This window comes from Micromonospora chokoriensis (genome assembly GCF_900091505.1).
In the GTDB taxonomy this organism is placed as follows: domain Bacteria; phylum Actinomycetota; class Actinomycetes; order Mycobacteriales; family Micromonosporaceae; genus Micromonospora; species Micromonospora chokoriensis.
Map to the genome: position 1 here is coordinate 3968402 of NZ_LT607409.1, position 14187 is coordinate 3982588.

The following is a 14187-nucleotide window of genomic DNA, read 5'->3' on the forward strand; positions in this document are numbered from 1 at the left end:
CGCCCCGCTCACCGGACGGCCCGCTGGGGCCACGGCTGGCCTGCCGTGTCGCTGGCCCGGTCGGCCACGAGGGTGCGCAGCAGGGCCAGCAACTCGGTGCGGTTGGCGCAGTTCAGCCGGTTGCGCATCCGCGCCACGTGGTGTTCGACGGTCTTCGCCGAGATGAAGAGCCGGTCGCCGATCTCCCGGTAGGTCAGTCCGGCCAGGACGAGTTCGGCGACCTCGTACTCGCGGTCGCTGAGCCCCTGCTGGGTGGGGCCGGCGACCCGTGTCGTGCTGGCGCCGGTCGCCGGTGCCGGCCCGCCGGACGGCCGTCCCTGGAGTGCGCGGGCACATTCGAGCAGGGTGGTCATCGCCCGTCGGTCCGCGGTGCGGATGGCGGCCTGACCGGCGAGGCGTGCGCCGTCCCAGCACAGCCCGGTGTCGTGCAGCCCTCGGGCGGCGGCTTCCACCCGGATCGGGTCGACGTCGCCGCGCAGCACCTCTACCCAGCTCTGCGCCGCGGCGGCGACCACGGCGGCGTACCGGCTGTGGTCGGCGGCGGCGAGCAGCGCGGTGACGTGTTCGTCGGCGGTCGCCGGCTCGGCGGTCAGGATCGCCGCGTGCAGGCCACTCCAACGCAGCGGAACGCTCCACAGTGGTGGATCACCGAGCCGGCTCAGCAACGCACGCCCCTGGATCAGGTACGGCTCCAGCCGGGCCAGGTCGCCGAGCCGCGCGCCGGCGATGGCCAGTTCACCGAGCGGTAGCAGGGTGAACAGGTCGACGGGGTGCCGGACCACGGCCTCCAGCGCCTGGCCCCAACCCCGCTTGAGCGCGCCGAGGTCGCTGTTGCGTCGGCTGACTCCCATCCGGATCGCGGCGGCGAAGAGCAGGTCGCGGGACTCCAGTTGACGTCCGTCGAGGGTGACGGTGGCGAGGCGTTCGGTAGCGGCGTGCGTCTCGCCCCGGACCATCAGGATCCAGGCCTGCAACAGCCGGTGGCGGCGTGCCATCAGCGGGCCACCGACACCGCCGGCCAGGGCCCGGTGCAGCACCCGCTCGGCGATCTCCAGCTCACCGCAGTGCACGGCGGTCAACGCGGCCAGCGCGGCCGGGCTGTCCGGCAGGAGCGCCGCCCGTCCGTCCGGTTCCAGCAACGCGGCGGCCTGGACGAGGGCGGAGAGCGCGGCGGTCGGCGGGCCGGACACGCTGTCGCGTACGCCGGTGGCCGTCAGTCGGGCCGCGCTGGCGTGCATGGTCGAGGGCTCGCCGGTGGGGTCACCCGGCGGTGGCTCGGCCGTGACGCCCAGGTCTCCGGTGGCGATCGCGCCGACGGTGGCGAAGGACGTCGCCGACGCGGTGCCCGCCCACCGGTACAGCTCCACGCTGCGCCCGACGTGACCACGGTGCGCGAGGGCGGTCGCGGCCACCACTGCCGCCTCGCGACGGTCGGGTGGGGCGGCCGTGGCCAGCAGCCGGTCGGCCAGTCGAAGGGCGTCGTCGAGGTTGCCGGCGAGCGCGGCGGCGAGCGCCTGCTTCGCGCCGGCCGGGTGGCCGGCCGCCGTGGCGGCCGCGAACAGTTCGGCGGCGAAGGCCGGCTCGTCGGCCAGTGCCTCGTTGGCCGCGGCGGTCAGGGTCGTGACCGGACAGTCGCTGAGCGCACCGACCGCGAGCAGGGACCGGACCAGCGGCAGCACCACACCACCCCGGGCGAGTTGCAGTTCGGTGAGCCGACGACAGACCGCATTTCGTTCGGTGGTGGGGCTGAGCGTCGTGACGGCCCGCCGCACGATCGGCGTCAGCCGGCCGTCGGCGCCGAGCAGCCCGGCCGCCCTGGTCGTGGCGATCAGGTCGTCCACCGCCGCCGGCTCCCGGTCGACAAGCGCGCCGAGCATGCTCACCGGCAGCGTCCCGCCCGCCGCGACGGCGAGCAGCAACCGTTGGACGGCGGTGGGCTGGACGTCCAGGTCCGGTCCGAACTCCGCGACCACCGAGCGGGGTGGGTTGACCACCGCGCCGGTCCGGGTGTCCGTGCCGGCCAGGCCACGGGCCAGCCGTTCGACGTCCCGGGGTACGCCGCCGGTCTGGGTGTGGACGAAGTCGACCAGGTCGTCACGGCGGCCCAGCTCCGGTGTGCCGGCGAGGTAGGCGGCGGTCTGCTCCCGGGTGAACGGCGTGAGGAGCATGGCCTGCCCGTCGCGGCGCAGCGCGTCGACCAGTTCGCTGAGCGCCGCGGACCGGGGCCACGGGCGGTGGGCGACCACCAGGCGGTGTCGGCGGGTGGCGACCAGGCGCAGCAGCACCTCGACGCGTGCGTCGTCGAGCAGGTGCGCGTCGTCGACGAGCACCACTGTGTCGGGGTCGACCGCTTCGCCCGGCTGGGGGGCGATGGTGCGGACGGCGATCCCGGCCCGTTGGTGGACCCGCGCCAGCTCCGTCAGCAGCGCGGTCTTGCCGTGGCCGCCCGGGCCGGCGATGCCGACGCTGAGCGGCCCGGCCGGGTCCTGCCCGACGGCGTCCAGCAGAACCCGCGGCCCTCGATCCAGGGTCAAGCCGGATTCGGCGATGTCGTTCATGATCATTGGGGTCATCCTTCGCGTCCCCGGCTGCGGGCCAACGACAGACGGGACGGTTTCGGCAGGTCCAGTGGGAGGACCCGGACCGGGGGCCGCGGTGGCGGGTCACCCGGAGCGGTGGTGTCGTGGTGGGGGCGGCGAGGTGCCGGGAGGGTGGCCCGACCGGCGCCGCTGACCGGGGCCGCGTCGCGGACCGGTGGGTTTCGGCGGGCGCGCGGCGACACCACCTGGCAGGCGGCCATCGCCGCGCCGGTGGCGGCGGTCAACCGGGAGTCCGGTTCGACCTCGACGGGGACCGGGAGGGCCGCGCTGATCAGCTCGGTGACGAGCGGGACGCGGGTCGAACCGCCCGCCAGCAGGACACCGTCGAGGTGCCCCGGCGTCAGGTCGGCGCTGCGCACAGCCCGTAGGAGAAGGTCGACGGTGACCTGCACCGTCGGGCGGATCATCTCCTCGAACTGGGCCCGGGTCACCGGTATCCGGGCCGGGCCGTTCGGTAGGGCCAGCACCACGTCGGCCGTCAGGTCGACGGTCAGTACCCGCTTGACCCGGTCGCACTCCGCGCGCAGCCCGCGCAGGGCGGCCTGGGTGCCGCGGCGTGCGGTGGCGGCCAACTCCCGGGCCAGCGCGGTACGGGTGTGCTCGGCCAACGCCTCGTCGAAGTCGGCCCCGCCCAGCGAGTCGAGCCCCTGTGGAGTGCCGAACGTCTCGTAGGTGCCGCGCGGGGTGCGCCGCACCAACGCCGCCTCGAAGCTGTTGCCGCCCAACGCGTAGACGACGGCCGTGCTGCCGGCGAACCCACGTGCCGCGTGGCTCTCGGCCACCGTGACCGTGCGGGGCAGCAACGTCACGGCGCGCAGGCCGAAGCCGGACAGGGCCCGGTGCAGCACCTCCCGGCGGTACGGGCGCCACCCCGCCGGGTGGCTGAGGACGATCGCTGCGGCCGGGCCGCCCTCGAGGGCGTGGACCCTCTCCACCACCCAGGCCGCCAGCTCCGCGGTGAGCGTCTGCGGCGCGCAGGCCTCGCCGCCGAGCAGCAGGGGCACGTCGTCGCCGATGCGGTGGACGAAGTCGCGTGTGGTGCGGCTGCCGTCGTCGGTCGCGGGTTCGCCGACGTGCAGCGAGCCGTCCTCCGACAGGGACAGCACCGACGGTACGACTGTGGAGTCGACGTGCAGCGGGACGGCCTCGGGACGGGTCCAGGTGCTGCCGTGCAGCCGTGCGACGGCGGCGGCGGTGTTGGTGCTTCCGATGTCTATCCCCAGGACGTACGGCATCGCTTCTTCTCCCCCCGTGAGGTGGCCGCCGGTGGCGATGGCGTCGGTGCTGCCGACGACCCACCCCCGGCGAAACCCGCGGGCTCCTACGTTCGTACCAGAGATCAGACCCTGGTCGGGACCCTAATCTCGCCGGGACGGTTTCCCCCTGTCCCCCTAACGTACGAGGTGGCGGAGTCCCTAGTTCAACCGGCCCGGATGCGGGCTCAGCCCCGATGCCCGGGGGCGGGCCCGGCAATAGCGTCACTCTCGACGTACGACACGTCGCCGACGCCAGATCCGAGGAGAACCAGCACATGGACTCGCCCCAGACCCTCCACGACTTCGTACTCGACCTGCTGACGAACCCCGACGCACGGTCGGCCTTCGACCTCGACCCCGAGGGTGCGCTGCGCGGCGCCGGGCTCACCGACATCACCGCGGCGGATGTGCAGGACGTGGTGCCGCTGGTCGTCGACTACGCGCCGGGTCAGGGGCTCGGGCCGATCGCCCCGGCCGTCGGGCAGCTCGGGCTGGACCCGCTGGTCACCGACACCACCGACGTCGTCGGCCAGTTGCAGAGCGTGGCGCAGCAGATCAGCGTCACCAGTTCGCCCACCGGCGTGGACGTCAAGGCCGGCGTGCTCGGCGCCATCGCTGTCGACCCGTCGACCGCCGCCGCCGGGATCACCGTCCTGCCGGGGGTCGGCCTGGGCATCGGGCCGAACGGGCTCGACACCGACCTCGCCGGCGTCGGCGACGTGGCGTACACCCTCGACGCCGACGTCGTGCAGCCGGTGGACGCGATCGCCGACCCGGTCCTCGGCGACGTCACCGGCACCGTCGGCGACCAGGGCGGTCTGCTCGGTGTCACCGACTCGAACCTGATCGGCGGCGACCTGACCAGTGGTGTCCTGCCCGGCACCCACGGTCAGCTCGGCGGGGTCGTGGACTCCCTCGGTGTCAACGACACCCTGGGTGGGCTCGGCCTCGGGCACGGCGACGGTGTCGTCGGCGGTGTGGTCCCACCGCTCGACGTGCCGTCGGCGGTGGGCGGCGTGACGCACCAGGTGGACAGCCTCCTCCCCGGGGTCACCGGCACTGTCGGTGACGTGACCGGTGGTGTCACCGACGGTGTGCTCGGCGGCGACTCGCACGCCTCGTCCGATCACGGGCTGCTGGGTATCACCGGCGGCCTGCTCTGACCCGGACATCCGGTCGGAGCGGGGGACCGGATCGCCTCGGGCGGTCCGGTCCTCTCCGGTTCCCCATCCGGCTCCTCTTGATAATTGAGCCGAAATCCGCACACTTGGTGCGGTGATGGCCGGGATCTGGTTGGACGTGCTGGACGAGATCGCCCGCACGTGCAGCGCGCACGGTCGTGCTGACCTGCTCCAGACGGTGCGGCAGAAACGTGCCCAACTGCTGGACCCGACGCTGCGCGTCCTCGTCATCGGCGAACCGAACCAGGGCAAGAGTCAGCTGATCAACGCGATCATCAACGCGCCGGCCTGCCCGGTCGGCGACGGCCGCACGACAGTGCTGCCCACCGTCGTGCGGCACGCGGAGGCCCCGTCCGCGGTGGTGGCGCAGGCGTCGGCCCCGGGCCGTTCCGCCGCCGCCGAGGCGGTGACCGTCGAGCGAACGCCGGTCGCGCTCAACCAGGTCGCTGCGGGCGTGGCGGGAACCGTCGGTCGGCGTCCGGGCGGCGGCCCGGCGTACGTCGAGATCGGGGTTCCACGCGCCCTGCTCGGCGCCGGGCTGGTGCTGGTGGACACTCCCGGCACCGACGAGGTCGCCGGTGTCGGCGGTGCCGCCCCGGTCGCTGCTCCGGCCCGCGCGGACGTCGTGCTGCTGGTCTCCGACTCCACCCGGGAGCTGTCGGTCGCCGAGCTGAACATGGTGCTGCACATCATGCGGTCACACCCGAACGTGGTCGTGGTGCAGAGCAAGACCGACCTGGTGGCCGACTGGCGTACGGTCGCCGAACGCAACCGGCAACACCTGCTGGAGGCCGGCGTTCCGGCGACGCTGATCCCGGTCTCGGCGACCCTGCGACTGCGTGCCGCCGCAGCCGACGACCGTGGCCTCAACGCCGAGTCCGGATTTCCCGAGCTGATCGCCCGACTGCAACGTGACCTGGCCGGCAAGGCAGACCACCTGGCCCGCGCGTCGGTGCAGACGGTTGCCCGGACGGTCGTGGAGCAGTTGGCCGCTCCGCTGCGCGCCGAACTGGAGACCCAGGAGACCGAGGAGCAGTCCGGGCCGATCTCCCGGTTGCACGCGGCGCAGCGCGAGGTCGACGAGCTGCGCAGGTGTTCCACCCGCTGGCAGAACACGCTCAACGACGAGATCGGCGACCTGCTCTCCGACATCGAGTACGACCTTCGCGACCGGACGCGGGAGATCCTGCGTACGGTGGACGAGGCGTTCGACACGGCCGACCCTCTGGTGGCCTGGGAGACCTTTCAGGACTGGCTGGAGAGGAGCCTGGTCGACGCGGCCGAGGCGAACCGCGAGTGGCTGATCCAGCGTTGCGACTGGATCGCCCGCCGGGTGGCCGCCAACTTCACCAGGTACGGCTACGACGTGCTGCCGGCCTGGTCGATGTCCATGCCGGACGACATCGGTGAGCGGATGCCGGAGCTGCAACGGCCGACGATCGACAGGTTCACCACCGGCCAGAAGTTGTTCACCGGCATGAAGGGCTCGTACGGCGGCATGCTGATGTTCGGGCTGGCGACCACCCTGGCCGGAATGCCGATGATCAACCCGGTCTCGGTCGGCATCGGTGCGCTCTTCGGTGGCAAGAGCATCCGCGACGAGAGCAAGCAGTTGCTCCGCCGCCGGCAGGCGACCGTCAAGACCACCATCCAGCGCCACGTCGACGACGTCTTCGTCCGGATCAGCCGCGACTGCCGCGACGCCGTCCGCCAGGTGCAGCGGATGCTGCGCGACCACTTCACGGCGCTGACCGAGGAGTTGCAGGAGGCGATCGTCCAGTCGTTCCGCAGCGCGAAGCAGGAGGCTGACACCGACGCCTCCCTTCGTGAGCAGCGACAACGCGAGATCCGGGTGAAGATGACGCGACTGGCCGCGCTCTACGAGCAGGCGCAGCAGTTGACCGGCGTACGCTCCGCTCCGCTGCTGCTGGAACCGCAGACATGACGGTGGGGCTGCGCCTGGACGAGGCGGCGTGGGGCCTGCTGCACCAGGCCATCGAGCTCTACCAGGACAACCCACGGGTCGTGGCGCAGTTGCGCAACCAGGTGGCCCGGTTGGAGCAACCTCTGCGTATCGCGGTCGTGGGCCCGTGGCGATCCGGCAAGTCGACGGTGGTCAACGCGTTGATGGGTGAGGAGGTCGCACCTGTCGAGCGGGCCGACGGGGTCTTCACCTGGTACGAGGACGGCCCGGTGCCGCGCGCCACCGCGTACCCGTCGGGTCAGCCTCCGCAGGAGTTGGCGGTGGTGAAGTCGGCGACCGGCCTGCGGGTGGATCTCGGCTGGGACACCGGCGACCTGCGCGACATCGTCGTGCAGTGGCCGACGCGGGCGCTGCGGCAGATCACGCTCATCGACACGCCGGCGGTCAACGGTGACGTCGAGCAGGGCCTGGCGTCGGTGTTGGAGCGGGTGTTGCGGGAGTCGGACGCGGTGTTGTACCTGACCCGCGACGGGCGCGACAGCGATCTGCGGGTCTTGGAGGCGGCCCGGGACGGCGCCGTCGGGCAGGCCGCCCCGGTCAACGTGATCATGGTGCTGTCCCGGGCGGACGAGACCGGGGGAGGCCGGATCGACGGCCTGCTCACCGCCCGCCAACTCGCCCGGCGCCACTACCGTGATCCACGGGTGGGCGCGCTCAGTGTGAACGTGGTGGCGTGCAGTGGGATGCTCGGCCTGGCGGGCCGGATGCTCGGCGAGTCGGACTTCGCGGCGCTCGCGGCCCTGGCCCGCGTGCCCCGGGCGGAGCTGGACGCCCACCTGATCTCGGCCGATCGCATTCTCCGGGGCGAGTCGCCGGTCGGGCTGGACACCGAGGTGCGCGCCGCACTGCTGGACCGGTTCGGGATCTTCGGTGTCCGGCTGGCGGCCACCCTGGTCCGCAGCGGTTTCGACAGTCGGGTGACGCTCTCCGCCGAGCTGATCCGGCGCAGCGGTCTGACCGAGCTGCGCGAGTCGGTGACCCGCTGCTTCATCGACCGCCGGGACGCGTTGAAGGCCCGGTCCGCGCTGGCCGCGGTGGAGACGGTGCTGCGGGCCGAACCCACGCGGGGTTCGGACGAGGTGGTCGGCGCGGTCGAGCAGATCCTCGCGGGTGCGCACGAGTTCCGGGAGTTGCGCCTGCTGGTGGCGTTGCGCAACACCCGGCTCGGGTTCGACGCGGAGTTGGCCGACGAGGCGCAGCGGCTGGTCGGGGGCAACGGGGTGGGCCTCGCCGCCCGGCTCGGTGTCGAGCACGAGGCGACCGCGCAGCGGCTCTGGGAGGTCGCCGCCGAGGCGCAGTGGCGGTGGCGGGACCGGGCCGAGGACCCGCTGCTTCCGCTGGCGCAGCGGCGCGGTGCGCAGGTCGTCGTCCGCAGCTGCGAGGGAATGATCGCCGAGCTGGTCGCGGGCGGTCGCTGAGCGGGGACGCGGTTCGGGGGGCGGCCGTCACGACCGCCCCCGTCCGCTCAACGCGGTTGGTACGTCTGACAGTCGGCGATGTCCTGGCCCGGACCGACCCGGATGGACGGTGCGTGGCACTCCAACTCGGCGTTGTGCTGGCAGTCGCTGCGCTTGCAGGCCCCGACCTGGGCGATGACGCGGTCCAGTCCGCCCTTCGCCGAGGTGTCGATGAACGTGGCGCAGTTGGCGTTCTGCTGCCCGATGGTGATGGCGAAGGCGTGGCAGCCGTCGTGGTTGTAGCCGCAGTCGGTGACGGTGCACTCGTGTACCCGCGGCATCTCCAGCATGTCGGTCATGGCGTTCTCGCTTCCGTCGGTGGTGCGGGTCATCGCAGTACCCGGCACCGACGGGACAATTCGCGCTTTCGCGGGATATTTTGGATAGGGCAGCCTTGCCTAACCGGCGGCGCGGCGACGATCCACTCGACGTCGCCGACGTAGCGGTGTCGCAGCGCTCGGACACCGCCACGTCGGCGACGTGGAGCCGGTGCGTCGATGCGCGTCCCGACCGGCTCGTGGCCCGAAAACCGTTATTCGATCTTGTGTCGCACAGTCGTCCCTGACCTGCGGAGATAACGCTCTCACGGATGGTGGGAGAGTGCTTGACGCGCCCGTCACCGGAACGCAACGATGCATTCACATATCTCGTCCCACCACCGCCTGGCGTGATCGGCGCACGCCGTCCCCGCACCGCGAAAGGACCCCACTGTGCGCAGATCCCTGAGATCGTGGCTCGGCCTCGCGCTGAGCACGATCCTCGTGGCGGGCGGCATCGTCGCCGCGCCACCCACGGCCAGCGCCGCACCGTTCACCGTCCTGGTCTTCAGCAAGACCGCCGGATTCCGACACGGATCCATCACCCCCGGCATCGCCGCCATCCAGCAACTCGGCGCGGCCAACGGGTTCACCGTGGAGGCCACCGAGGACGCCGCCCAGTTCACCGACGCCAACCTGGACCGGTTCGCCGCGGTGATCTGGCTGTCCACCACCGGCGACGTGCTCAACGCCGCCCAGCAGGCCGCGTTCGAGCGCTACATCACCGGCGGCGGCGGGTACGTCGGCGTGCACTCCGCCTCCGACACCGAGTACGACTGGCCGTGGTACGGAGGGCTGGTCGGGGCGTACTTCGCCTCGCACCCGGCCGAGCAGACCGTCACCGTCAAGGTCGCCGACCAGGTGCACCCGTCCACTGCGGGGCTGCCGCAGCGGTGGAGCCGGTTCGACGAGCTGTACAACTACCGGACCAATCCCCGGGGCACCGTGCACGTGCTGGCCACGCTGGACGAGACCACGTACACCGGCGGCAGCATGGGGGCCGACCACCCGATCTCCTGGTGCCAGAACTACTCCGGCGGTCGGGCCTGGTACACCGGCCTGGGCCACACCGACGCGTCGTACAGCGAGGTGAGCTTCCGCCAGCACCTGCTCGGCGGCATCAGGACCGCGGCGGGGGAGGTCGACGCCGACTGCGGTGGCACCGTCACCAGCAGCTTCCAACAGGTCGAGCTGGCCAAGGGCGCGGCCGAGACCGGTGAGCCGATGAGCCTCACCGTCCTGCCCGACCGGGGCGTGCTGCACACCTCCCGCAACGGCGTGATCCGGCACACCGACGCCAACGGCAACACCAAGATCGCCGCCACCCTGCCGGTCTACACCGGCGACGAGGAGGGTCTGCAGGGCATCAAGGCCGACCCCAACTTCGCCACCAACCGCTGGGTGTACGCGTTCTACGCCCCACCACTGAGCACCCCCGGTGGTGGCGCGCCGGCCACCGGCACCCCGGCCGACTTCGCCGTCTGGGACGGCGTCAACCGACTCGCCCGGTTCACCGTCAACGCGGACAACACCATCAACCTGGCCAGCGAGACACTGATCCTCAACGTGCCGACCAGCCGGGGCATGTGCTGCCACGTCGGCGGTGACATGGACTTCGACGCGGCGGGCAACCTCTACCTGTCCACCGGCGACGACACCAACCCGTTCGACTCGGCCGGCTTCACCCCGATCGACGAGCGCGCCGGACGCAACCCGGCGTTCGACGCGCAGCGCACCTCGGCGAACAGCAACGACCTGCGCGGCAAGGTGCTCCGGATCAAGCCGAGCGCGGCTGGCGGCTACACCATCCCGGCCGGCAACATGTTCGCCCCGGGCACCGCGCGGACCCGTCCGGAGATCTACGCGATGGGCTTCCGCAACCCGTTCCGGATGAGCGTCGACAAGGCCACCGGCATCGTCTACCTCGGCGACTACGGTCCGGACGCGGGCACCGCCGACCCGAACCGGGGCCCGGCGGGCAACGTCGAGTTCGCCCGCATCGACCGTCCCGGCTTCTACGGCTGGCCCTACTGCACCGCCCGCAACGACGCGTACAACGACTACACCTTCCCGTCCGGACCGTCCGGGGCGAAGTTCAACTGCGCCGGTGGCCCGGTGAACAACTCGCCCAACAACACCGGCATCACCCAGCTCCCGCCGGCCATTCCGGCCTGGTTGCCGTACGGCGGCTCCGGTTCGCCGCCGGAGTTCACCGGTGGCGGCCTGTCGCCGATGGGTGGTCCGGTCTACCGGTACGACCGCACCAGCACCTCACCGGTCGCGTTCCCCGAGTACTACGACGGGACCTACTTCGCCGGTGAGTTCGGCCGCCGCTGGATCAAGAACATCAAGCTCGACTCGACCGGCCAACCACTGAAGATCAACCCGTTCCCGTGGACCGGCACCCAGGTCATGGACATGGAGTTCGGGCCGGACGGCGCGCTCTACGTCCTCGACTACGGCACCGGCTGGTTCAACGGCGACGCGAACTCGGCGCTCTACCGCATCGAGTACGCCCGCGAGGGCCGGGCACCCGTCGCTAAGGTGTCCGCCACCCCGACCAGTGGCACCGCGCCGCTGACCGTGGCCTTCTCCTCGGCCGGCACCCTCGACCCGGACGGCGACCCGTTCACCTACGCGTGGGACTTCGACAACAACGGCACCACCGACTCGACGGCGGCGAACCCCAGCTTCACGTACACCACCAACGGGACCCGTAGCCCGACCTTGACGGTCCGGGACACCACCGGCAAGACGGCGACCGCGAGCGTGGTGGTCACCGTCGGCAACAGCGCCCCGGTGGTCACCGTGAACACCCCGTTGAACGGGCAGACCTTCAATTTCGGGGACGCGGTCCCGTTCACCGTCACCGTCACCGACGCCCAGGACGGTGCGATCAACTGCGCCCGGGTCAAGGTGAACTACGTCCTCGGCCACGACTCGCACGGCCACCAGCTCGGCAGTGTGCAGGGCTGCTCCGGGGTCATCCAGACCTCGGCCGACGGCGAGCACGACACCGCGGCGAACATCTTCGGCATCATCGACGCCGAGTACACCGACCTGGGCGGCGGCGGTCAGCCCGCGCTGACCACGCACACCCAGGCCGTCCTGCAACCTCGGGTACGTCAGGCCGAGCACTTCGGTGACTCGTCCGGCGTCCAGATCGTGGCGGGTGCGGCCGGGCACGGCGGCGCGGCGGTCGGCTACATCGACAACAACGACTGGATCTCGTTCCGCCCGTACAACCTGACCGGCGTCCAGTCGTTCAGCGCCCGGGTCGGCGCGCCGGCCGGCGGCGGTGGCACGTTGGAGCTGCGGGTGGACTCGCCCACCGGCCCGCTGGTCGGCTCGGCCACCGTCACACCCACCGGCGGGTACGCCACCTTCGCCACCGTCACCGGGGGGATCACCGCCGTCACCGGCACCCGGACCCTGTTCCTGGTCTTCAAGGGCACCGGCCCGTACTTCGACATCGACGAGTTCACCCTCTCCACCAGCCCCGGTGGACCGGGGCCGGACCCGGACCCCGACCCGGATCCCGAGCCGGGCGCGAACCTGGCCCGGGGCAAGCCGGCGCGAGCCTCCAGCGTCGAGGGCGCGTACGGCGCGGCCAACGCGTTCGACGGCGCGGCCGCCACCCGCTGGGGCAGCGCGTTCAGTGACCCGCAGTGGATCGACGTGGACCTCGGTGCCACCTACGCGATCAACCGGGTCAAGCTGACCTGGGAGGCGGCGTACGGCAGCGGCTACCAGATCCAGACCTCCCCGGACGGCGTCACCTTCACCACGATCCGCACGGTGACCGGCGGCGACGGCGGGGTGGACGACCTGACCGGGCTCACCGGCTCCGGCCGGTACGTCCGACTCCTCGGCACCACCCGGGGCACCGCCTGGGGCTACTCGCTGTTCGAGTTCGAGGTGTACGGCGGCACCGGCGGCCCGACGGGACCGACCGGCAACCTGCTGTTGAACAAGCCGACGACGACGTCCAGCAACGAGGGAGCCGACGTGACCGGCGCCCAGGCGGTCGACGGCAGCCTCACCACCCGCTGGTCGAGCACCTTCTCCGACCCGCAGTGGATCCGCGTCGACCTCGGCAGCCCGACCGCGATCGGTCGGGTCAAGCTGAGCTGGGAGGCGGCGTACAGCAGCGCGTACCAGATCCAGACCTCGAACGACGGCACCACCTGGACCACTGTGAAGTCGGTGACCGGCGGCGATGGCGGGGTGGACGAACACACAGCGCTCAACGCCAACGGTCGCTACCTGCGGATCAACGGCACCGCCCGGGGCACCGGCTACGGCCACTCGCTCTGGGAGGTGGAGGCGTACACCAGCTGAACCACCACCGATGACGTGGCCGGCACGATCCTTCGTGCCGGCCACGTCCGTCCCTCACCGGCTGGGTGGTGGCGCGGGTTCCGGGTGGCCGTGCTGTTCGATGTTGCGCGCCCACTGCCGGGTGAGCGTCACGGCGGCGGCGCGGCCCGTCACCTGTTGCCGATACGGCCGGTCGCCGCGCTGGTCGTCCGTCGCGGCGAGAGACGAATCGATCGGGTAGGCGACGACCGGCCAACGCCCGGAGACCGCTCGATACGGCCAGACGACCACGGTGGCCAGCAGCGCGGCGAGCCAGGTGAGCAGGTAGCCAAGGCCAATCAGGACGAGGACGGGGAGGACGAGCAGCTCGAACGGTCCGCCGTCTCCGCCGGCGAGCCACTCCGGCTGAGGAAAGCGGGGCCGCCAGGCGAGACGGCGTCGGCCGACCCGCCAGGCGCGGAGGTGTCCAGACTCGTCCCGCCATAGCGCCACCATGACGACATGGTGGCCTACCGCGACAACCCCGCCCACAGCTGCCGGCGGCGGTTCAGTCGTCGGCGACGGACACCGGCTCCGAGCCGATGCAGCGCACCTTCAACTCGTACTCCCGGGTCGGCCCCTGGAACGTGACCTCGACGTCGTCGTCCGGGCCCCGGTCCACGTCCCGGACCCGGTAGCCCTGCGCGGGTGCCCAGGACACGAGGCGTACGCCGCCGGCGCCGCACTCGGCCACGGCCGTGCCACCGTCGGTGGCGAACCCCCGGCGGACCCCGGAGCTGGCGCTCGGCGCGGCGCTCGTTCCGCCCGGTGCTGCGCTCGTGCCCGGCGCGGTAGGAGCAGCGCCCGTCGTGCCGGTCGGCGTCGGTTCCGGTGCGGCGAGCGCCCGCTCGATCTCGGCCGCGCTGCGCACCCCGCCCGGGGTGCCGGTGATGCTCTCGCCCACCAACCGGATCGCGCCCAACCCGATCAGGGTTGCCGCGGCGGCGGTGGCCACCCACCCGGTGGCGACGAGGATCGAACGACGGCCCATGCTCCGACTATCCCCGATCAATCGTTGTCGTCGGCACATGCG

The 14187-nt window shown here is 72.0% G+C and carries 9 protein-coding genes; 4 read left to right on the forward strand and 5 right to left on the reverse strand.

Features of this window, described 5'->3' with window-relative positions; all coding sequences use genetic code 11:
• Positions 1-8 precede the first annotated feature (8 nt).
• Entirely contained in the window at positions 9-2564 is a 2556-nt protein-coding gene (locus GA0070612_RS18425) for a helix-turn-helix transcriptional regulator (protein WP_197699184.1), read from the reverse strand.
• Positions 2565-2569: 5 nt separating this feature from the next.
• A complete protein-coding gene (locus GA0070612_RS18430; RefSeq protein ID WP_088989032.1) occupies positions 2570-3835 on the reverse strand; it encodes an Hsp70 family protein in 1266 nt (421 codons plus the stop codon).
• 296 nt (positions 3836-4131) lie between these two features.
• Between GA0070612_RS18430 and GA0070612_RS18435 the strand changes: the two genes are divergently transcribed.
• The 3 genes from GA0070612_RS18435 (at position 4132) to GA0070612_RS18445 (ending at position 8439) form a co-directional block, all read left to right on the forward strand.
• Positions 4132-5019, forward strand: a complete 888-nt coding sequence (locus GA0070612_RS18435; protein ID WP_088989033.1) for an IniB N-terminal domain-containing protein — start codon at positions 4132-4134, stop codon at positions 5017-5019.
• A 115-nt stretch (positions 5020-5134) separates the two neighbouring features.
• Positions 5135-6982 (forward strand): dynamin family protein, encoded by a 1848-nt coding sequence (locus GA0070612_RS18440; RefSeq protein WP_088989034.1) that lies wholly within the window; start codon positions 5135-5137, stop codon positions 6980-6982.
• On the forward strand, positions 6979-8439 hold the full coding sequence (locus GA0070612_RS18445) for a P-loop NTPase family protein (protein ID WP_088989035.1): 1461 nt from the start codon (positions 6979-6981) through the stop codon (positions 8437-8439). Before GA0070612_RS18440 ends, GA0070612_RS18445 begins: the two co-directional genes overlap by 4 nt.
• A 47-nt stretch (positions 8440-8486) precedes the next feature.
• Here GA0070612_RS18445 and GA0070612_RS18450 read toward each other — a convergent pair whose 3' ends face one another.
• The gene (locus GA0070612_RS18450; RefSeq protein ID WP_088991595.1) at positions 8487-8777 is read right to left on the reverse strand and encodes a DUF1540 domain-containing protein; all 291 of its coding nucleotides are present in this window, start codon (positions 8775-8777) and stop codon (positions 8487-8489) included.
• A gap of 411 nt (positions 8778-9188) precedes the next feature.
• On the opposite strand from GA0070612_RS18450, the gene GA0070612_RS18455 reads away from it, so the two are divergent.
• Complete coding sequence (locus GA0070612_RS18455) at positions 9189-13136, forward strand: ThuA domain-containing protein (protein WP_088989036.1); 3948 nt, start codon at positions 9189-9191, stop codon at positions 13134-13136.
• A gap of 54 nt (positions 13137-13190) precedes the next feature.
• On the opposite strand, the gene GA0070612_RS18460 is transcribed toward GA0070612_RS18455, so the two are convergent.
• Together GA0070612_RS18460 and GA0070612_RS18465 are read right to left on the reverse strand one after the other, a co-directional pair.
• Positions 13191-13610, reverse strand: a complete 420-nt coding sequence (locus tag GA0070612_RS18460) for a hypothetical protein (protein WP_088989037.1) — start codon at positions 13608-13610, stop codon at positions 13191-13193.
• 52 nt (positions 13611-13662) lie between these two features.
• Complete coding sequence (locus GA0070612_RS18465) at positions 13663-14145, reverse strand: septum formation initiator (protein WP_088989038.1); 483 nt, start codon at positions 14143-14145, stop codon at positions 13663-13665.
• Between the last annotated feature and the right edge of the window lie 42 nt (positions 14146-14187).